Source organism: Pseudoalteromonas sp. SW0106-04 (genome assembly GCF_001293805.1).
GTDB classification, from domain to species: Bacteria; Pseudomonadota; Gammaproteobacteria; order Enterobacterales; family Alteromonadaceae; genus Pseudoalteromonas; species Pseudoalteromonas ruthenica.
The window spans coordinates 296,612-316,270 of sequence record NZ_BCAI01000003.1; the positions used below are offsets into that span (position 1 = coordinate 296,612).

The 19,659-nt window shown below is 48.3% G+C and carries 18 protein-coding genes; 8 read left to right on the plus strand and 10 right to left on the minus strand.

The features are described from left to right. Positions 1 to 68 precede the first annotated feature (68 nt). Both rraA and W04_RS06020 read left to right on the plus strand, forming a co-directional pair. Positions 69 to 590, plus strand: a complete 522-nt coding sequence (rraA, locus tag W04_RS06015; RefSeq protein ID WP_022946645.1) for a ribonuclease E activity regulator RraA — start codon at positions 69 to 71, stop codon at positions 588 to 590. 8 nt (positions 591 to 598) lie between these two features. After that, positions 599 to 1,651 (plus strand): formimidoylglutamase, encoded by a 1,053-nt coding sequence (locus W04_RS06020; protein ID WP_053910177.1) that lies wholly within the window; start codon positions 599 to 601, stop codon positions 1,649 to 1,651. Here W04_RS06020 and W04_RS06025 read toward each other — a convergent pair. Beyond that, positions 1,648 to 3,372 carry an EAL domain-containing protein gene (locus W04_RS06025; RefSeq protein ID WP_053910178.1) on the minus strand — a complete coding sequence of 575 codons (1,725 nt, stop codon included), beginning with the start codon at positions 3,370 to 3,372 and terminating at the stop codon, positions 1,648 to 1,650. The genes W04_RS06020 and W04_RS06025 overlap by 4 nt on opposite strands. 79 nt (positions 3,373 to 3,451) lie before the next feature. Continuing rightward, positions 3,452 to 4,678: an imidazolonepropionase gene (hutI, locus tag W04_RS06030; RefSeq protein ID WP_053910179.1), complete on the minus strand. Its 1,227-nt coding sequence runs from the start codon at positions 4,676 to 4,678 to the stop codon at positions 3,452 to 3,454. A 116-nt stretch (positions 4,679 to 4,794) separates the two neighbouring features. On the opposite strand from hutI, the gene hutC reads away from it, so the two are divergent. The 3 genes from hutC to hutH are packed head-to-tail and all read left to right on the plus strand — an operon-like array spanning position 4,795 to position 8,769. Beyond that, positions 4,795 to 5,508, plus strand: coding sequence for a histidine utilization repressor (gene hutC / locus W04_RS06035; RefSeq protein ID WP_053910180.1), 714 nt, complete (start codon positions 4,795 to 4,797; stop codon positions 5,506 to 5,508). Between the two features lie 50 nt (positions 5,509 to 5,558). Then, positions 5,559 to 7,247: a urocanate hydratase gene (gene hutU / locus W04_RS06040; protein WP_053910181.1), complete on the plus strand. Its 1,689-nt coding sequence runs from the start codon at positions 5,559 to 5,561 to the stop codon at positions 7,245 to 7,247. Further along, a complete protein-coding gene (gene hutH, locus W04_RS06045; RefSeq protein WP_053910182.1) occupies positions 7,240 to 8,769 on the plus strand; it encodes a histidine ammonia-lyase in 1,530 nt (509 codons plus the stop codon). The genes hutU and hutH overlap by 8 nt, the downstream gene beginning before the upstream one ends. On the opposite strand, the gene W04_RS06050 is transcribed toward hutH, so the two are convergent. Further along, the gene (locus W04_RS06050) at positions 8,766 to 9,527 is read right to left on the minus strand and encodes an NADP-binding protein (RefSeq protein ID WP_053910183.1); all 762 of its coding nucleotides are present in this window, start codon (positions 9,525 to 9,527) and stop codon (positions 8,766 to 8,768) included. The two genes, hutH and W04_RS06050, sit on opposite strands and share 4 nt — an antisense overlap. Before the next feature lie 69 nt (positions 9,528 to 9,596). Here W04_RS06050 and W04_RS06055 point away from each other — a divergent pair, with 69 nt between their 5' ends. Continuing rightward, positions 9,597 to 10,019 carry a BLUF domain-containing protein gene (locus W04_RS06055; protein WP_053910184.1) on the plus strand — a complete coding sequence of 141 codons (423 nt, stop codon included), beginning with the start codon at positions 9,597 to 9,599 and terminating at the stop codon, positions 10,017 to 10,019. A gap of 83 nt (positions 10,020 to 10,102) precedes the next feature. Then, entirely contained in the window at positions 10,103 to 11,473 is a 1,371-nt protein-coding gene (gene hemN / locus W04_RS06060) for an oxygen-independent coproporphyrinogen III oxidase (RefSeq protein WP_053910185.1), read from the plus strand. 34 nt (positions 11,474 to 11,507) lie between these two features. On the opposite strand, the gene W04_RS06065 is transcribed toward hemN, so the two are convergent. From W04_RS06065 to W04_RS06080, 4 genes are all read right to left on the minus strand, one after another. Beyond that, positions 11,508 to 12,008, minus strand: a complete 501-nt coding sequence (locus W04_RS06065; RefSeq protein ID WP_022946635.1) for a DUF2489 domain-containing protein — start codon at positions 12,006 to 12,008, stop codon at positions 11,508 to 11,510. Next, the gene (gene yihI, locus W04_RS06070) at positions 12,005 to 12,580 is read right to left on the minus strand and encodes a Der GTPase-activating protein YihI (RefSeq protein WP_053910186.1); all 576 of its coding nucleotides are present in this window, start codon (positions 12,578 to 12,580) and stop codon (positions 12,005 to 12,007) included. The genes W04_RS06065 and yihI overlap by 4 nt, the downstream gene beginning before the upstream one ends. Positions 12,581 to 12,582: 2 nt before the next feature. Further along, positions 12,583 to 13,236 carry a class I SAM-dependent methyltransferase gene (locus tag W04_RS06075; protein WP_053910187.1) on the minus strand — a complete coding sequence of 218 codons (654 nt, stop codon included), beginning with the start codon at positions 13,234 to 13,236 and terminating at the stop codon, positions 12,583 to 12,585. Between the two features lie 573 nt (positions 13,237 to 13,809). Then, entirely contained in the window at positions 13,810 to 14,442 is a 633-nt protein-coding gene (locus W04_RS06080; protein WP_022946632.1) for a cytochrome c, read from the minus strand. Positions 14,443 to 14,697: 255 nt separating this feature from the next. Here W04_RS06080 and yihA point away from each other — a divergent pair, with 255 nt between their 5' ends. Then, positions 14,698 to 15,345 (plus strand): ribosome biogenesis GTP-binding protein YihA/YsxC, encoded by a 648-nt coding sequence (gene yihA / locus W04_RS06085; protein ID WP_022946631.1) that lies wholly within the window; start codon positions 14,698 to 14,700, stop codon positions 15,343 to 15,345. On the opposite strand, the gene W04_RS06090 is transcribed toward yihA, so the two are convergent. From W04_RS06090 to polA, 3 genes are all read right to left on the minus strand, one after another. Next, positions 15,309 to 15,854, minus strand: coding sequence for a DUF1285 domain-containing protein (locus tag W04_RS06090; RefSeq protein ID WP_053910188.1), 546 nt, complete (start codon positions 15,852 to 15,854; stop codon positions 15,309 to 15,311). The two genes, yihA and W04_RS06090, sit on opposite strands and share 37 nt — an antisense overlap. Then, the gene (locus W04_RS06095) at positions 15,844 to 16,428 is read right to left on the minus strand and encodes a YceI family protein (RefSeq protein ID WP_231658046.1); all 585 of its coding nucleotides are present in this window, start codon (positions 16,426 to 16,428) and stop codon (positions 15,844 to 15,846) included. Before W04_RS06095 ends, W04_RS06090 begins: the two co-directional genes overlap by 11 nt. A gap of 432 nt (positions 16,429 to 16,860) precedes the next feature. Further along, complete coding sequence (gene polA / locus W04_RS06100; protein ID WP_053910189.1) at positions 16,861 to 19,593, minus strand: DNA polymerase I; 2,733 nt, start codon at positions 19,591 to 19,593, stop codon at positions 16,861 to 16,863. Between the last annotated feature and the right edge of the window lie 66 nt (positions 19,594 to 19,659).

Sequence of the window (19,659 nt, forward strand, 5' to 3'; positions counted from 1 at the left end):
TTGCGCTTCGCTTGCTAAGCCCCATAACCTAGGTATACTTGATGCAAAAGTGCCCGTAGGAGAGCCCAATGGAATACAGTACTTCTGAACTTTGCGACCATTTTGCCGATGTAGTTGATGTGCTTGAACCCATGTTTATTAATTTTGGCGGTCAAAGTGCATTTTGCGGCCGTATAAGAACGGTGAAATGTTTTGAGAGTAGCCAACTGCTGCGTGAGGTACTGCAACAAGATGGTACTGACTGTGTGCTACTCGTTGATGGTGGCGGTTCTACTCGCCGCGCGCTGGTAGACATCGAGCTTGCAGAACTGGCCGTCGAGAATAATTGGGAAGGGATCATCGTATATGGTGCGGTACGCCATGTTGATGAGCTAGAAGAACTGGAGCTAGGCATCCAAGCGATTGCCTCAATTCCTGTGGGCGCAGACAATCTCGCTCCGGGTGAGGAAGGAATTCCAGTTAACTTTGCCGGGGTCTCTTTCTACGAAGATGATTATATTTATGCCGATAGTACCGGCATTATATTGTCCGCCGAAGAGCTAGAGCTAGAGTACATCGAAGATGAAGAGCTTGATGTATTAGAGGATTAATCCACTATATGAACCATGCAGTCACTATTTATGATGAGCAGAGCTTACAAGGCATAGTGGCTGCTCGCTCCGGCGAACAGCGTGTGTGGCAGGCGATGGCCTTGCTCGATACGCGTTTGGAGTTCAGTCAAGCCCTCAAAGATGCTTATGCCTTTGGCATACGTTACGTTATTCTCGGTATTCCTGAAGATATAGGCCCTCGGGCAAACTTAGGTAAAGGCGGTGCTCAACAAGGTTTTCGCGCTTTTCTATCAAAGTTTTTAAACCTTCCTGTTAATGAATTTACCCCCGTACAAGACACACTCTTGCTAGGAGAAATAGACTGCCAAGCGCTGCAGCTGCAAAGCCAGGCTTTGGACAACCTTAATCCAGACGACACGGTACGCCTGCGGGCCTTGTGTGAGAATATAGATCAGTTAGTCGAACCTGTAGTGGCAGCTATTCTAGCGGCCGGACTAACCCCGATAGTGATAGGTGGCGGTCACAATAATTGTTACCCGTTACTGAGCGCAAGCAGTAAGCATTTCGGCTGCGCCATCAATGCGCTCAACCTAGACCCCCACGGTGACTTTCGTGCACTTGAGGGACGCCACAGTGGCAATGGTTTTCACTATGCTGCACGCCGGGGATATTTACAGGGCTACCATGTCATCGCTCTGGATGAACAGAAAAATAACCGAGATATACTAGCCGCACTGCATGAACATCACGCCAGCTACACCAGTTATCATGCTCTTAAAGTAGCCACGACCACATCAATAGCAGAGTCGGTGAATAGCGCCCTACACAGCTTTACTCTTACTAGCCCACTGGCCATAGAGTTGGATGTCGATGCCATTACCTGCGCGCCAGCCAGTGCGTTTAATCACCGAGGTGTAAGCCTTAGCGAAGCCGAGCAATATGTCTTTTGCGCCGCGCGCACTTCGGCGATGGCGTACATTCATTTGTGCGAAGCGGCTCCAGAGCAAGACCCTAATGGTTATGACGCTGGTGCGAATGCCGCTGGGCAAATTCTCACTGCCTTAGTTATTGCTTTTTTACGTGCAAGATACCAACGCTAGCTGAAAGATTGTTGGTGACGCCACTGTCGCCCCCACCCTAATAGCCCTTCTAATGGTAAAGGCTGGGTAAAAATGAAACCTTGCGCGCCTTGCACATTGAACTCTTTGATATAACTAAGCTGGGCGTCGGTTTCAATACCTTGGCAAATCACTTGCGCCTTTAGGTGGCGATGCATGTCAATAAGGCCATTGAGTAGCGCTTTGTTGGCGCTGGTATAATCAACATCTTCGGTCAATGCAGGGTCCACTTTGACGTAACTTAGCTTAAGCTTAGGCAATTTCGCTAAAAATAATGGCGTTTCGCCAAGACCATCCAAACAAACGTGAACCCCTACCTGGTGTAACCGAGTTAACAATGATAAAGCGCGATTATCCAGCGACATAAGCACTGGCAAAGGACATTCAACAATTAAATCGCCATGAGCAAGGTTGTGCTCTCGTACCATACGCTCAGCAAAATCAACAAACTCATCGTGCAGGACTTCTTCACCATACAAGTTAATGCTTACCGGGGTCGGCTGCCCGTCCATTTTTAATGCCAAGGCCATTTCCGCTGCACGTTCAAGCACATGGAATGCCAGCTTATAACCACGTCCGACGGCACGCAGATCAGCAATAAATTCTTCGGCTTTTAATAACCCTTTTTCTGGATGCTGCCATCGTAGCAATAATTCAACATACAAGAGCTCTTGTTTGGGCAATCCAATTACAGGCTGAAAATAAAGCACAAAGTCTTGCTCAAAATCGACCTTCTCTAACTCTTTCAGTTGTATTTCGTGGGATTGCACCTGCTGCTCTAGCTCAGCACTGTAATGACTAATACGTTGCTCGGGATAAAAGTCACGCGTTTTAAACGCGCACTGCAACATGTCATCAAGGCTTGATGCTGAACTCGCCCCTTGTACGATAGCGATATGTGGTTTTAGCTCGACGATACCCTGCTGAGAATTGAACGGCCGCTGAGCGGCATCGGCTAGCTGTTGAGCAACTTGCTCATGTACGTGTCGCTCTTGATCGAATACCACCACTGTGCCGTAACACAGCGGAGCAACTTGGAAAAGTTGCGCGCTCTGTTGCACTTGTCGTCGCGGCACATTGAGATTTAACACTTGCGGGTGGTCGATGACTTGATTCATCCGCGTTAAGGCTTGCATCAGTAATAGCTCAGCAAATTCTTGCCCAAGCTGACGGTTAAGAGGCTCATAACCTTCTATTTGTACTAAAATTAAGGCGATATCAGCGCGATTATTGGCGCTCCAATCTTGATATTGCGCTAACGCTTGCGGCCAAGAAATAATAGGGAGAGAGTGGTTATCAAGTGTATTAGCTTGTTGGTTGGATGCAACTTCCGGCTCACTAAAGCTCAGCTCCATATAAGCGCTAAGCTGCAACAACAAGGGGACGATGCATAACCAAGCGCTGTGCAACTCAAAAGAGAGGTGCGTTGCTATCAGCAAGCTCTGCAATAGCACTAACCCACCCTTGCCAAGCAGTAATCTTTTATTTTGATGCCGGTATACAAGCCAACAACGAACGCCATAAGCGCCTAACAAAATGACGCTGGCGACTTGCCAATAGCCACTGATATAGGCCAGTCCAGCGATTGAGTAGAACATCGCACTTAAGCCATCACGGCGTTCACTGACGAGAACAACGCTGACGATTAGCGCCATCATAAACAGTCCGCTAATAAAGGCGCTCAAATGAATGCTGGTGATCATGATTATTATCGTTATTGTTGACGCGGCTGACGCTTGTTAATAAGCCAAGTATAGCCGCTTATAATTTAGCCGCCCATGATCAGAAAGTTTTGCTTAACACTCCCTGAATCCACAGTTGTTTCAAGGGCTTGGTTCCAAATTCGTAACTTAATTGTGCGGGGTGCTCAATGTCCCACAAAGCGACATCGGCACGCATCCCTGGTGCAAGCGTACCTCTGTCTGCAAGCCCTAACGCTCGTGCCGCATGACATGTCACGCCTTGTAACGCTTGCGCTGGTGTTAGTCGAAACAAAGTACAGGCCATATTCATCATTAGCTGCAATGAGCACAACGGGGATGTGCCGGGATTAAAATCAGTGGCAATTGCGATAGGCACATTATAACGATGCAACAACGCTATTGGTGGATACTGACTCTCTCTAAGGTAATAGAACGCCCCCGGGAGCAAGACAGCAACCATACCGCTTTGCGCCATTGCCTTAACCCCTTGTTCGTCAAGGTATTCAAGATGATCACTCGATAACGCCTGATACTTCGCAGCCAAGGCAGTACCGCCCATGTTAGAGAGCTGCTCGGCATGGAGCTTAAGTTTGAAGCCTAAATCCTGCGCCGCCTTAAGCACCCGCTCCGTTTGCGCATGGGAAAAACCAATATGCTCACAAAAAACATCTACCGCACTGGCCAGTTTCTTGGCCGCCACTTCGGGGAGCATCTGCTCACATACCAGGTCGATATAACCATCACTGTCTCCTTGATACTCTTTGGGCAATGCATGGGCACCTAAAAATGTGCTCTGAATCGATACAGGGTGATGGCTATCAAGTAACTTGGCGACCTCCAGCAGTTTTAGCTCGGCAGCTAGGTCTAAACCATACCCTGATTTTGTCTCTACTGTGGTCACCCCTTCAGCGTAGAGCGCATCAAGGCGCTGTTTGGCACTAACGTACAACTGTTCCGGCTCTGCCGCGCGGGTTGCGCTCACAGTGGTCGCAATCCCTCCCCCTTGCTCAGCAATAGCTTGGTAACTTTCTCCTTGCAAACGGCGCTCAAATTCTCGTGCACGATTACCGGCAAACACCAAGTGAGTGTGGCAATCGATAAGCCCTGGAGTCACCCACGCCCCTTTTGCCGAGGTCACAGGAATACTTAATAAATCCAGCTCTGGGAGCTCACTCATCGGCCCAAGCCATTGAATAACCCCCTCGCCCATGACCACGGCTCCTTGCTCGATAACACCATAAAGGTCATCACCTTGAGGCTCCATAGTGGCGATATTTACATCTACTATAATGTGATCCGCGTGCATTAGACGTGCTCCTAATGAGTAATTTGTTAAGCTTGTATATACAAGATATTTATGCCATGTTTACATAATAACCAAGGCAGTGCAAAGTGCCGCGATGGTATTGATTAGGAGCCCTCATGTCGTCAGCTAAGTATCATCAAATTAAAGATCATATTTTAACCCAGATCCGCAGCGGACAATGGCAAGAGTTCCAACGTGTGCCATCAGAAAACCAGCTTGCGCAGCAGTTTGCAGTCAGCCGCATGACCGCACGCCGGGCTCTGAGTGAGCTTACCGATGCCGGCATACTCACTCGCACCCAAGGCTTAGGGAGCTTCGTTGCCAGTTTTAAATCACAGTCATCACTGCTGGAGATCCGTAACATCGCCGATGAGGTGCGTGAACGTAACCACAGTTACAGTTGTGCGCCGGTAACCCTAGAGTCTATTGATGCAGTTGCCCCCATCGCTATAGCGCTAGGCGTTGAGCCCGGCGATCAGGTGTATCATTCAGTATTAGTGCACTTTGAAAACGATGCGCCCCTGCAAGTAGAAGAACGCTTTGTTAACCCGGAGCTGGCACCTAACTACCTGCAGCAGGATTTCCATACCCTGACGCCTCATGAGTATTTATCTCAAGTTGCCCCTCTGACCGAGGCGCGACATACGGTCGAGGCTATCACGCCAAACCAACAAATGTGTACGTGGTTAAACCTCTATAACGAGGAGCCTTGCTTACAAGTGATCCGTCGTACCTGGTCACAAAGAGGCATTGTTAGCTTCGCTAGGCTTGTATCTCCGGGCAGCAAATATCGCTTGGGTGGCCATTTAACATTCACTAAACGCAGTTAAAAAATTTTATAAAAACCAATTGTATATACAACCTATCAACAGGTGACATTATGACAACACACAGATTAGATAATAGCCGCGTTATTCGCGCCCCGCACGGTGATAAAATCGCCGCTAAAAGCTGGCAAACTGAAGCTGCTAAACGCATGCTAATGAATAACCTCGACCCAGAGGTTGCCGAGCACCCTGAAGCACTGGTTGTTTACGGCGGGATAGGCCGCGCAGCTCGTGACTGGCCGTGTTTTGATGAGATCATTCGCACCCTAGACCGCCTTGAGGATGACCAAACCTTATTGGTGCAATCTGGAAAGCCTGTTGGCGTTTTTACCACCCACAGCAATGCTCCTCGAGTGCTCATCGCGAATTCAAACTTGGTGCCTCATTGGGCTAATTGGGAGCACTTTAACGAGCTCGATAAACAAGGTCTGATGATGTACGGACAAATGACTGCCGGCTCATGGATTTATATTGGCTCCCAGGGCATAGTGCAAGGAACCTATGAGACCTTTGTGGCAATGGCCAAACAGCATTTTGAAGGTCAAGCAAAGGGCCGTTGGATCCTCACCGGCGGCCTAGGAGGCATGGGCGGAGCCCAGCCGTTAGCAGCAACCATGGCAGGCTTTAGTGCCTTAGTCGTTGAGTGTGACCCAAGCCGAATTGAATTTCGCCTAAAAACCCGTTACCTGGATAAACAAGCCAATAGCTTAGACGAAGCCTTAGCAATGATTAACAGTGCCTGCGCTCAAGGTGAAGCAATCTCAGTGGGGTTATTAGGTAACGCCGCCGATGTTTACAGCGAGCTGGTTGAGCGTCAAGTTACACCCGATGTGGTCACCGACCAAACCTCCGCTCATGATCCATTAAATGGCTATTTGCCACAGGGATGGACTCTGGAGCAAGCTCATGAGCTGCGCCAGCAAGACCCAGAGCGGGTGGTACGCGAAGCGAAACAATCCATGGCGGTGCAGGTACGTGCCATGCTCGCCATGCAACACGCAGGCGCCGCTGCCACAGATTATGGCAACAATATTCGCCAAATGGCACAAGATATGGGCGTCAATAACGCCTTCGATTTCCCTGGTTTTGTGCCTGCTTATATTCGCCCACTCTTTTGCCAAGGTATTGGCCCCTTCCGCTGGGTGGCTTTATCGGGCGACCCAGAAGACATTTATAAAACCGATGCCAAGGTGAAAGAGCTTATTGCCGATGATCCGCACCTGCATAATTGGCTCGATATGGCCCGTGAGCGTATTCAATTCCAAGGCCTACCGGCTCGTATTTGTTGGGTAGGGCTCAAAGATCGCGCCCGCTTAGCGCAAGCCTTTAACACCATGGTTAAAAACGGTGAACTAAAAGCCCCGGTTGTCATTGGCCGCGATCACCTTGATTCTGGCTCAGTTGCAAGCCCTAACCGAGAAACAGAAGCAATGCGCGATGGCTCAGATGCGGTATCGGATTGGCCGTTACTAAACGCGTTACTGAATACCGCTGGCGGCGCCACTTGGGTATCGCTACACCATGGTGGTGGCGTAGGCATGGGCTTTAGCCAACATGCTGGGGTGGTCATTGTTGCCGATGGCAGCGATGAAGCACATGACAAACTGGGGAAAGTACTGTGGAACGACCCCGCTACCGGAGTGATGCGCCATGCTGATGCCGGCTACGATATCGCCATAGACTGTGCTGCTGAGCAAGACTTAGATTTACCTATGGTCAATAAGGAGCAACGCCATGATTAATGTTCACCTGCACCCTGGTCAGCTCGATTTAGCCACTTTGCGCCAAGCGCAGCAACAACCTATCCACATCACCTTAGACGAGAGTGCTCTGAGCGCTATCGCCGCAAGCGCCGCCTGTGTGCAACAAGTGATTAAGGATAAGCGAACCGTTTATGGCATTAATACTGGCTTTGGCTTACTTGCGAACACCAAAATTGCTGAGCCGGAACTAGAACTGCTGCAGCGCTCTATTGTGCTCTCACATGCTGCCGGTATTGGTGAGTTGATGCAAGATAGTACAGTTCGCTTAATGATGTTGTTGAAAATCAACTCGTTATCACGCGGTTTTTCCGGGGTGCGACAATGCGTTATCGATCTCTTAATTGCCCAAGTTAATGCTGGTATTTACCCATGCATTCCCATTAAGGGTTCAGTGGGCGCATCCGGAGACTTAGCCCCCTTAGCACATATGTGCCTACCGCTATTAGGCGAAGGAGAGGTGCGCTATCAAGGTGATATCATGCCAGCAACACAAGCTTTCGCCAAAGCTAACCTCACCCCCATCACCCTTGCCGCGAAAGAAGGTTTGGCGCTGCTCAACGGCACTCAAGCGTCGACGGCATTAGCCTTAGAGGGACTATTTCAGGGCGAGGATTTATGGGCACAAAGTGCGGTTATCGGCGCCATGAGCATTGAGGCGGCGATGGGCTCACGGGCACCTTTTGATGAGCGTATCCATCTCGCCCGAGGCCAACAAGGACAAATCGACAGCGCCCAAGTTTTTCGGCAACTGCTAGATAAAGAGTCTGCCATTAGCCGTGCCCATATCGACTGTGAAAAAGTGCAAGACCCTTACTGCTTACGTTGCCAACCACAAGTACTAGGGGCGTGCTTAACGCAAATTCGCCAAGCCAGTGAAGTCATTCTCGTCGAGGCCAATGGCGTCACCGATAACCCGCTGGTCTTTGCCGAGCAAGGTGAAATCATTTCTGGGGGCAACTTTCATGCCGAGCCCATCGCCATGGCGGCAGACAACCTCGCCTTAGCGATCAGCGAAATCAGCGCGCTGTCCGAGCGCCGTATCGCCCTACTCATAGATTCGAACTTATCTAAATTGCCGCCATTTTTGGTGGAAAACGGCGGCGTGAATTCGGGTTTTATGATAGCTCAAGTCACCGCTGCAGCCTTGGCCTCGGAGAATAAATCCTTAGCTCACCCGGCATCGGTCGATAGCCTCCCTACCTCGGCCAACCAAGAAGACCATGTGTCGATGGCCACCTTTGCCGCGCGACGACTGCAAGATATGGCCGAGAATTCTCGCGGTGTACTCGCAGTAGAGTATCTAGCTAGTGCGCAGGGGCTTGATTTTCGCGCTCCGCTAAAAGCGGCCGCCAGTGTTGAGCAAGCGAAGGCCACTTTGCGAGAACGCGTCGCTTACTATGACAAGGACCGATACTTCGCCCCCGATATTGAGCGCGCTAATCAATTGCTCAAAGAGCGCGCGCTATGTGCTCTGATTGACGGGGTGTTACCGTCGGCCTAAATAGGTTGCTGATAACTAAACCCTAATTGTTCGATGGCGCTCCCATCGATACGCCGTTTAATGGGCCTCTGACTGGTAAAGGTCGGAGGCTCATTGCCCAAACGCTGACAGTGATCACGGTAATATTGCTGTTTCGTAGGGTGCTGTGGATGAACCAAATTGTAAACGCTTTGCGTTTGCTCATAGTGCGACAGTAGCTGCAAAATGCCGTCAATCACATCGTCACGGTGCACCATGTTCACCACATCATCGCCATGCGATGATAGCGCTTTACCACTAACAAAACGCCCCGGTTCGCGCTTCGGCCCTATAAGGCCCCCTAGACGCAATGCCCGGCCACCCTGTTCTAACACGCGCTGTTCGGCTGCAAACAAACGCTGCTGGCGTTCACTGCTTAGCGTCAATTCACTGCTTTCTTTGTAGTCGCCACTCTGTTGAGGGTAGATACCCGAGCTTGAGCACAACACGAACCCTCGACCTTGCAATGTTTGATAGAGCGCCAGCGCCGCCTCAAGGCTTTGTAGGTAGTTGCTATTAGGATTTCGACTCCCCGGAGTCATTGCACATAGCCAAAATGCATCAGTTAAATCGAGGTCATGCTCAAGTTCACCACGCTCGTTAATAACAAATTGACGTTCGTGACTTTGCTCACCACGACGACGGTGCGTTGCTTGTACCTGCCACCCTGACGATAAACAGCGCTGTGCCAGCGCTTCACCAAGCCAACCGGCTCCGATAATCACGATTTTTTTTGTCATATTTTCTCCCAAATTAACTCAGCGCCATCTACACTTTGCACAGTACAACACCAAGGAATTCAACTTGCTATGTTTTTAGTTCGCTTAGTTTACGCTTCCCGTGTCAGTGATTCTCTCAGCACTGACGATGTGGCACAAATTTTAGAGCACTCGCGCGGCAACAATCGAAGTAACGATATATCAGGATTACTCTGTTTCAACCATGAATACTTTTTACAGTGTTTAGAAGGCTCAAGAGCCAGAGTAAATGCTTTGTACCAGCGCATACTGGGCGATACACGGCATCAAGATATACTGCTGCTGAGCTATGGTGAGATCACTGAACGCAACTTTGGTCGCTGGAGCATGGGCTATATTCCCGCTTCAAGCATTATTCGCGAGACCACCATGCGCTTTAGCGGCAAAAGCGACTTTAACCCGTATGAAATGACCGGCGATAGTGCCCATGCACTATTGGCTGAACTGGCACGCAATACCCCGACTTTGGAATAGTTCACGCTCAATTGCTGTAGATCAAAGCACCGCTGTGCACGTTAAGTAAACTAGCCGCACTTCCACCTGTGTGAGAGAGCGTCGTGATAGCACAAGTACAATGGCACAATGAGCTAATAAACAAATACAACGTTTCTGGCCCGAGATATACCTCTTATCCTACGGCTTTGCAATTAACCGATGGGGCCGATGGCAATACGCTAATAAACGCACTACAGCAGTGTCAGGGTGATGAATTATCGTTGTATATTCATATCCCCTTCTGCCACCAACTCTGCTATTACTGCGGCTGCAATAAAATTGTCACCCGCCACCAACATAAAGCGGATTTATACCTAGATTATCTGGGCCAAGAAATGGCTCTATTAAGTGAGCATAGCCGCCACTTAAGCGTTAAACAGCTGCACTTGGGCGGGGGCACGCCAACATTTCTAGATAGCGCACAGATGCACCGCTTAATGGCACTCATTAATGAGCACTTTAATATTGCCAACGACAGTGAGCGCAGCATTGAAGTTGATCCCCGCGCTTTGCCGCTAGAGCGCATCGATGAGCTTAAGGCGCTCGGTTTTAATCGTATTTCATTTGGTGTTCAAGACTTCAATGATGAGGTACAAAACGCCGTTAATCGACCACAGTGCGCACAGGATGTAGAACAACTGGTTCGTCGCGCGCAAGCGGTGGGCTTTACCTCGGTCAATGTTGATATGATCTACGGATTACCGAAACAATCAACAGCTTCCTTTGCGCGCTCCATTGCCCGGCTGATTGATATTGGCCCGGATCGCGTCTCGGTATTTAATTATGCCCATCTGCCAGAGCGTTTTGCCGCTCAGCGCAAAATTAAAGACGCCGATTTGCCCAGCGCCCAAGCCAAGCTGACGATGTTTAAAGAAACGCTCTCCGCCATGCTCGCGGCTGGCTACCAATTCATTGGTATGGACCACTTTGCCAAGCCGGACGATGAACTGGCTGTGGCTCAGCGCCAAGGTCATCTGCACCGGAACTTTCAAGGATACACTCTCGGCGGCGACCTCCCCCTACTGGGTTTAGGCGTATCCGCCATTTCGCAACTGGGCAATCACATCATTCAAAACCACAAAGAGTTGAAGCTGTATTACCAAGCGTTAGAACATCATACTCTGAGTGCCTGTAAAGCACTGACACTCAACGATGAAGACCATATTCGCGCGGCGGTAATAAAGCAGCTTATTTGCCACTTTGAGCTAGATATGGACGCATTCTCAAATCAATACCACATAAACTTTAAAGCTCACTTTGCCAACGAGCTGGCGCAGTTACAGGGGTTTATTAACGATGACATGCTGAGCGTCAGTGAGCGGCATATTCGCGTAACTGCAAAAGGTATTCTCTTCATTCGCATCATCTGTATGTGTTTTGATCAATACTTACAACAAAAACTCAACCAACAACGCTTTTCACGAGTAATCTAGAAGCGATAAAAAAGCCGCTATACAGCGGCTTTTCTTACATAAACACATGCTTACTGTTGGGGTCAGCGGTAAATTCACTGAGGATTTTTTCTGCATCCTCAAGAATGTCCGCTTCCAACTCTTTTTCTTTACGCCAGCGCGCACTGTCTTGCTTGAAGATTTCCTTCTTCGAATATTTTTTGCGTGCCTCGTGAGTAGGTAGGTCCTTGACCGCATCGTACATGGCATAGACACCCGGATAGTGCGCCTGCAAGTCGCGCTCTTGATCGAAGCTGTACTGACTCATAAGTACCCACACTCGTAAACATCCTTCCGAGTATTCACATTGACCTTCTTTCATCGCTTTCGCGAGCAGGTGGATACTATCACTCAATTTTGCATTACGGGCTAAGCGCTTTTCGGCGAGCTCCGCTCGTTTAGCTGCAATCGCCTGATTTTGCTCCTTCACTTGCCAAATCAAACGCCCTGCGTAAAAAGCCAACCCAGCAATGATCAGCGCCCCAATTACGATGGCAATGATCCACATGGAATTCATTTTTTATCCTCTTCGTCTAGCCACTCATCCGCCAAAGAATCATTCATATAACTATCAAGCAGATCTTCGTCATCCGCAAAGTCTTCATCATCAATGCCCAGTATCTCGCATAGTTGCTCATGACGTGCGACCTTGGCATTGAAATATTTTGCATCTTTGCCTGTTAACGTTTCGCCTTGATCGTGACGCTCAATAAGCGCTAGCAGGCGCTCATCCGCTTCAATCTGTGCCAACTCTTGTTGCGGACTCAGTTCTGGCTCATTCGCTTGGCGCAGAGTCGCTTGTGGTTGAAGATTGCGCCGAGGCTTAGACTCAGGCTTGCTCTGTTTAGGCGCCTGTGGTGTTAAGCTCACAGGCTTTTTGCTGCCCACCCGCTTATCTGTTTTGCCGCTCTCTCTGCTCTCGCTACCCTCAACTTTTAAAAGTTGTGAATTACGGTTACCAGGCTCGGCACCTTTTTTCTTTTTCTTGCTGCGCTGCTCTTTCATCGCTCGCAGCTCTCTGAGCTTATCTTTACTTAAACGCGCAGTGCCGTTATTGATGACCTTGCGGGACTTTTTCTTTCTCGTCATAGTTAATCTCTATCGCGCGGCCGTGTTAAGAAGATCACATCAGCCGCAATAAATTCCACATTAAATCCAAACTGCTCGGCGATATAAGCAAAGGTATCTTTGCTATAAAAGGCAATGTGTGTTGGATCATTTTTATAGTGCCAGGTGGCAAAACGCTCAGCATTGATAACTAACTTGGTCATCAAAGCCAAAGTGCCCCCTGGGCGTAATAATTCGTACCATTGTCCAAGGACAATATTAGGTTCGGCCAGGTGCTCTATTACTTCGGTGCTGCATATAAAGTCATAACGATCATAAAGCACACATTGATCAGGGTAGTAATAGAGATCATACAATGCCACTGTATGTTCTTGCTCTTGCAACATAGCAGCGAGTAAGGGCGCTGGCCCACAGCCAAAATCTAAGCCTTTACTTCGAGCAACTAAACGTTGCTGCAACGGATTAAAGACCCTGCTTAGGAAGCGACGGTACCCTGGGTCATCAAGGTCATTCTCATGATGATCATAGATGGCCTTCTCTTGTGCTGGCGTTACGTATTGGCATGCCGCCACAAACACCAATGTACAACGCTGGCATTGCCAGTAGTCGCGTACTTTGTCGCGGTAGTAGTGATTTGGGTTTGAGCTTTGACACAGCGGGCAGGTATTCGCTTTCATAGCGACTATTGTAACAGGACAAATAAAAAGGCGGTAGAGCTAACCTCTACCGCCTCGCAACTCGAGCGCCAAAATGAATTTGGACACTTCTCCCTTCGACTTGATTTTAAGTCTTATTTTATTATTTTTGTTATCACTTTCCGTATTGTTTTTATTATCTTCCGTGTGGTGTTTTATTTTTCTCGGTCTTCCTAACTCTTTGTTATTCTTCCTTGGTTGTGCATCTTTCGATGCTCCCCTAGCGCACAAACTTGCCGCGATTCCGTTACCAATTTCCCTGTTGTTATTGTTTGTTGCGACAGCAACTAATTTACTGATTCATAACTTAGTTACAACTGGTTTAACTATTTTTTGTAGTTTTGTTGCTGTACCAAAACAGGTAAATTTTTAAATTTCATTAAGTTAAGGTTTATTTTGTGATTTAAAATGAGCAATAGATTACATTCACATATGGTCAATGTCTCACAAGCAGGTGGAGATATCGTCAACTTAATTAACATGCACAAAAAAAGCAGCTAATGCTGCTTTCTTAGTCACTTTTCAAAACCTCATCCATTTGGACGAGGCTGAATTTTAGTGTAGACCACCTAGGTACTTTGATAAGACCTCGATATCTTCATCGGTCAATTTCTTAGCGATGTCACGCATCATACCATTGTGGTCATTTGCACGTGCACCATCACGGAATTTCTCTAGCTGCGCCTTAAGGTATTCCGCATGCTGGAATGAGATTTTTGGGAATCCAGCTAAAGATGTACCGTTACCACGAGGGCCATGGCACGCAGCACAAGCAGGAATTCCACGTTCGGCGTCACCTGCTTTGTAAAGCATTTCGCCCTGCTCGACAACATCTTCAGGGGTTGTGCCCTCAGACATATTGAGCGAAGCAAAATAAGCAGACAAGTCTTTCATATCTTGATCGCTCAATGGCATTGCCATGCCACCCATGACTGGATCCGCGCGACCTTCTTCGCCCCCAGAGGTCATGCCTAATTTAAATTCTTTAAGCTGCTTATATAAATACTCAGCGTGCTGACCTGCGATCTTAGGGTACATGGTGACAGGCGCGTTACCATCAGCGCCATGACACGCAGCACATGTCGCCGATTTGTCTTTACCTGCGCTGGCGTCGCCATCAAATGCTGCTGCGTTGTTTGCACTCAACACACCAACTAACATAGTTAAGGATAGTGCTAATTTCTTCATGGTAAATTCTCTGTTTCGGACCCTGTATTCGTTTACAATCTTTTCGATGCAATGGCTCTATTCTACACGATAAAAATTTCTCTGGCACGTTTTCTGCCCACATTAAGCTTATAAAATGCGGGGTTTTAAGGAAAATTTGTCTCAGCGCATAGTTTTGCCGAGCTTTCCTGACCCATTGCTTGCACCTTTAGCTTAGCCGCTTTCTGATATAAACTAGCGGTTAATCTAATTTTGGTGCCTCACTGAGGAGTTCATGTGGCCAAATCCCGCGTTGATTATACGCAAGCTAAGTTTATAACAAGTGCCCCGGATATCAGTAAATTACCGGAGGACACAGGTATTGAGATCGCGTTTGCAGGGCGCTCCAATGCCGGTAAATCCAGTTCACTAAATACGCTGACCGAACAAAAACTCGCTCGTACTAGTAAAACGCCTGGACGCACACAATTGATCAATACTTTTGCGTTGCAAGAGGATCAGCGGCTAATTGACTTACCTGGATATGGTTTTGCCAAAGTGCCAATGGAGATGAAACTAAAATGGCAACGCTCTTTAGGTGAGTATTTACAAAAGCGCGAGAGTCTAAAAGGCTTGGTAGTGTTGATGGACATACGTCATCCCCTAAAAGATCTCGACCGTCAACTTATCGAGTGGGCCAGCTCCAGCGACATTCCTGTGTTGGCGCTACTGACTAAGGCTGATAAGTTCAAGCAAGGCAAACGTAAGTCTGAGGTGCTAAAGGTGCGCCGCGAGCTTGCTGAGGTAGCAGACAACATCACTGTACACGCATTCTCGTCGCTTAAAGGTACCGGCTTGAATGAGTTAAGAAAGCAGCTAGATGAGTGGTTTTTAGGGCCTGTTGTCACTCAGCCGCCGAGTGAAAACGACTCTCCTGCCGAATAGATTATAAACTCCTCACCCTGGGGCTGAGCGAGCTGCTCGGCCCACGCATAATACACCGTACGCGCTAATTTCGCTTGCACCCCATAAGGCAGCTGCAGATAAGGCAGCTTCTGTCCTTGCGGATCGACATGTATAAGCAGCGGATGCTGTGCGCCGAGCACAAATTCACGGCCAATATTATCGATACAAATAACCGCTGGACGCGCTGCGTTTTGCGCTGTAGCTAGACGCCAGTCAACAACTAATAGCGGCGCATCGTCCACCCTGATAGCCATCTGTTCAACAGGGGTTTTTAGGTAGTATTGCCCTTGCTCACACCATAACACCGAAGCAAACAACTTAACTAAACGAGCACGTTTAATTTCAGTGCCGTGATGGAACCAACGACCATCTGCAGTAATATGAATGTCGATGGTGCCGCATTGCTGCGGCGACCATTGATCTAAAGGCGCAATTTGCCCCTCAAGTTGCTGCGACAGAGCCGCTAGCGCTTGCTCATTACTGCTCATTTAAGGTCAGTACAAAAGAGACAGGAACGGCGCGAGTTATAGAGTCTAACCCGGCTAATGACTTCAACTTGTCGATCCCCAGTTGCAACGCAAAGTCAGAGGGACTTACTAACACTGGCATCATAGAACTAACCACCAGGTCACCGGCACGACTTGCCACCACGCTCACAGCTATTTGCTGAGCTTTAGTTTTACCGTGTAACGCCAGCTGTGCTTGAACATTTCCTTGAGCCACGCCGGTATCTTTCGCTTGTGCGATTAACTCACTGACATTCGCAGTAACTTCCATCGCGGGAAACTCGACGGTGTTAAAAAGAAATTTCTGCATGCGCTCGTTGCGAATCGGGATCTGCGTCTCAACACTGTTGAGATCGATCGCTAGCTTAAACATGCCGCTCTCATCAACGCTGCCTGAAACGTTTTTGAAGAAGTGGCTCTCCGCAATAGCGTTATTCTTTACTGAGACAAAATTTACGCGGCTGTGATTATTATCTACCTGCCACGCAGCTAATGCACTGGTACTGCCAACAAGCAGCGCACCACACATTAAAGAACGAACAAAACTATTAAACATTACGCTTTCCTTCGATAAGAATGATTATCACCATGCTAGCAATAAACTATCTGTAGGTGAACTAACCACCCAAGGATACTTAAGGAAATGAGTAAAGGATCAGCCAGCAAAATGCTAGGAAAGAGAATAAAAAACATAACAGCGAAGGAGTAGAAAAAGCCGGCCTACCAAAACGGTAAGCCGGTATAGCAATCTGGGGAGAAGCTATCAATACGCTGTACCATCGCAAAGCGAGTGGCACATCATCAACAGGATGTCCTACAGGATGAGGACGCGCGGACTGTAGCAAATCAATATCGAGAAATAAACGTAAAGCGCGCGTAACAGCGCTTATTTAATCCTATATAAACCAAATAAAACTATTTCTTATACTCTTTTACAGGGTTTTAACTAAGTGCAGCTTGAGCACAAAAGTACTCAAGCTGCTTGATGCTAGTGTGCCTGCTGCCAATTATCTCCGCTATCCGCCTCGGCGATTAACGGCACATCTAAGCTAGCGGCTTTGGCCATAAGATTGCAGATTTCTTTGGTGTAGGCATCAACATGTTGCTCAGCAATTTCAAACACCAACTCATCGTGTACCTGCATCAATAGTTTGACCGTGCCTTGTGGTTGTTGTTGCACCCATTGGTGTACGGTGATCATCGCTTTTTTGATAATATCCGCAGCAGTTCCCTGCATCGGTGCATTAATTGCGGCCCGCTCTGCGGCCTTACGCCGTGCTCCATTGCGAGCATTGATCTCCGGTAAATGTAAACGGCGACCAAATAGCGTTTCGACATAGCCTTTATCAGCGGCTCCTTCTCGAGTGCGTTCCATATATTCTAAAACGCCAGGGAAGCGTTCAAAGTATTTATCCATATAATGCTGGGCCTCATGGCGCGGAATATCGAGTTGCCGCGAGAGGCCAAATGCCGACATACCATAAATCAAACCAAAGTTAACGGCTTTGGCTTTACGGCGCATATCACTAGTCACTTCCTCCAATGGCACAGAGAAAACCTCGCTGGCAGTGGCACTGTGCACATCTAAGCCGTCAGCGAAGGCGCTGAGCAGACCCTTATCCTGTGAAAGATGAGCCATGATGCGCAGCTCTATCTGACTGTAATCGGCAGCGACAATTTTATAGCCTGAGGCGGCAACAAAGGCCTCACGGATGCGGCGACCTTCTTCTGAACGAATAGGTATATTCTGCAGGTTAGGATCGGTCGAGCTTAAACGTCCGGTGGCGGTCACCGCTTGATGATAAGAGGTATGCACACGTTGAGTTTTCTCGTTCACCATCAGCGGTAGCTTGTCGGTGTAAGTTGACTTCAGTTTAGCCAGCCCTCGGTGCTCAATAATGACTTTGGGCAGTGGATAATCATGCGCCAACTCTTGCAAGACTTCTTCTGCGGTTGAAGGAGCTCCCTTAGGGGTCTTTTTGATCACCGGCAGTTCTAGCTTCTCAAACAAAATCGCCTGTAGCTGTTTTGGCGAACCTAGATTAAACTCCTCGCCAGCTATGTCGAAGGCCTCTTTTTCCAACTCCTGCAAACGCTCACCAAGGCGCTGCGAGTGCTTTGCTAGCATCGTTGAATCAATGGCAACGCCAGTGCGTTCAATATCAGAGAGCACATTAACCAAAGGCAGTTCTATATCGCTAAACACGGTTTTTAAACTGCTATCCGCCTCAACTTTTGGCCACAAATGCTGGTGCAAACGCAGGGTAATATCAGCATCTTCGGCAGCATAAGGAGCGGCCTTTTCTAACTCAATCTGATTGAAGGTCAGCTGCTTTTTACCCTTGCCGGCAATATCCTCAAAACTAATGGTTTTATGGCCCAGGTATTTCAATGCGAGGGAATCCATATCATGGCGAGTACCCACGCTATTAAACACATAGGACTCGAGCATGGTATCGAAAGCAATACCATTAAACTCGATACCAGCATTGGCTAACACACTTTTATCGTATTTAAGGTTTTGTCCTACTTTCGCCTTGTTAGCGTCGGCCAAAATCGGTCCAATTTTTTCCAATACAAGGTCAAGAGGCAGTTGCTCCGGTGCTCCAGGGTAGTCATGGGTGAGCGGCAGATAAGCAGCCTCACCTACAGTCACGGCAAAACTCATACCGACTAGCTGCGCTTCCATGTAGTTCACGCTTGTGGTTTCGGTATCAAAGGCTATGAGCTCAGCCTGATTAAGCTTTTCCAACCAAGTATCCAGCTGCTGCTCGGTTAAAATCGTTTCGTAATGAGCATCACGGGTTGGCACTTCTTGAGTATCGGTGGGGGCATCAAGATGAGTGTCGGTGTTGCTGCCTTTATCCAGCACTTCAGCCAACCAACGACGGAACTCACACTCACCATATAGCTCAATCAGGGCATCGGTATCAGGTTGCTGCAGTTTTAGCTGCTCCAAATCGCTGTCGAGTTCAACATCAAGCTTGATCGTTGCTAATTCATAGCTCAGTGGCAGGTGCTCCACGGCATTGCGCAGTTTGTCGCCTATTTTGCCCTTGACTTCATCGGCATGGGCAATCACTTCATCGAGAGAGCCGTACTTGTCGAGCCACTTAACTGCGGTTTTAGGGCCACATCCCTCTACACCTGGGATATTGTCGACTTTATCACCCATCAAGGCTAAATAATCGATGATACGATCGGGCCCCACGCCGAACTTTTCTTTTACACTATCGGGATCGGAAATACTGCCCGTCATGGTATTGATCAAGGTCACGTGTTCGTTGACCAACTGCGCCATGTCTTTATCGCCTGTGGATATCAACACGTGACGCTGCTGCTCACTGGCAATACGTGCATAAGTGCCGATCACATCATCCGCTTCGACACCTTCAATACTAATCAAAGGAAACCCCATCGCACGAATAATATTATGCAACGGCTCTATCTGAGTACGTAAGTCATCCGGCATGGGTGGGCGATTAGCCTTGTACTCACTGTACATATCGTTGCGAAAGGTTTTCCCCTTGGCATCAAAAATCACCACCATGTGCGTAGGGTCATACTGCTTGACCAGGCTTTTCAGCATGTTGACTACGCCATAAATAGCCCCCGTAGCTTCCCCTTTAGAATTAGTTAGGTGTGGTGGCGCATGATATGCACGGAATAAATAGGAGGAACCATCAACGAGGATAAGCGGATTTTCTGCGATCTGCGCCATTTTTCAACACTCAAACATGTCAGTTTTTTAATAACGCAAGGATGCCATAAGGCGCTTAAGAAAACG

Excerpts from the sequence above, each read along its gene's own strand:
- W04_RS06095 (WP_231658046.1), bottom strand. The coding sequence starts at position 16,428 with ATGTTTAATAGTTTTGTTCGTTCTTTAATGTGTGGTGCGCTGCTTGTT.
- W04_RS06055 (WP_053910184.1), top strand. The coding sequence starts at position 9,597 with ATGTTTTTAGTTCGCTTAGTTTACGCTTCCCGTGTCAGTGATTCTCTC.
- yihI (WP_053910186.1), bottom strand. The coding sequence starts at position 12,580 with ATGACGAGAAAGAAAAAGTCCCGCAAGGTCATCAATAACGGCACTGCG.
- W04_RS06020 (WP_053910177.1), top strand. The coding sequence starts at position 599 with ATGAACCATGCAGTCACTATTTATGATGAGCAGAGCTTACAAGGCATA.
- hutU (WP_053910181.1), top strand. The coding sequence starts at position 5,559 with ATGACAACACACAGATTAGATAATAGCCGCGTTATTCGCGCCCCGCAC.
- W04_RS06090 (WP_053910188.1), bottom strand. The coding sequence starts at position 15,854 with ATGAGCAGTAATGAGCAAGCGCTAGCGGCTCTGTCGCAGCAACTTGAG.
- rraA (WP_022946645.1), top strand. The coding sequence starts at position 69 with ATGGAATACAGTACTTCTGAACTTTGCGACCATTTTGCCGATGTAGTT.
- polA (WP_053910189.1), bottom strand. The coding sequence starts at position 19,593 with ATGGCGCAGATCGCAGAAAATCCGCTTATCCTCGTTGATGGTTCCTCC.
- W04_RS06025 (WP_053910178.1), bottom strand. The coding sequence starts at position 3,372 with ATGATCACCAGCATTCATTTGAGCGCCTTTATTAGCGGACTGTTTATG.
- W04_RS06075 (WP_053910187.1), bottom strand. The coding sequence starts at position 13,236 with ATGAAAGCGAATACCTGCCCGCTGTGTCAAAGCTCAAACCCAAATCAC.
- W04_RS06050 (WP_053910183.1), bottom strand. The coding sequence starts at position 9,527 with ATGACAAAAAAAATCGTGATTATCGGAGCCGGTTGGCTTGGTGAAGCG.
- hutC (WP_053910180.1), top strand. The coding sequence starts at position 4,795 with ATGTCGTCAGCTAAGTATCATCAAATTAAAGATCATATTTTAACCCAG.
- W04_RS06080 (WP_022946632.1), bottom strand. The coding sequence starts at position 14,442 with ATGAAGAAATTAGCACTATCCTTAACTATGTTAGTTGGTGTGTTGAGT.
- W04_RS06065 (WP_022946635.1), bottom strand. The coding sequence starts at position 12,008 with ATGAATTCCATGTGGATCATTGCCATCGTAATTGGGGCGCTGATCATT.
- hutH (WP_053910182.1), top strand. The coding sequence starts at position 7,240 with ATGATTAATGTTCACCTGCACCCTGGTCAGCTCGATTTAGCCACTTTG.
- hutI (WP_053910179.1), bottom strand. The coding sequence starts at position 4,678 with ATGCACGCGGATCACATTATAGTAGATGTAAATATCGCCACTATGGAG.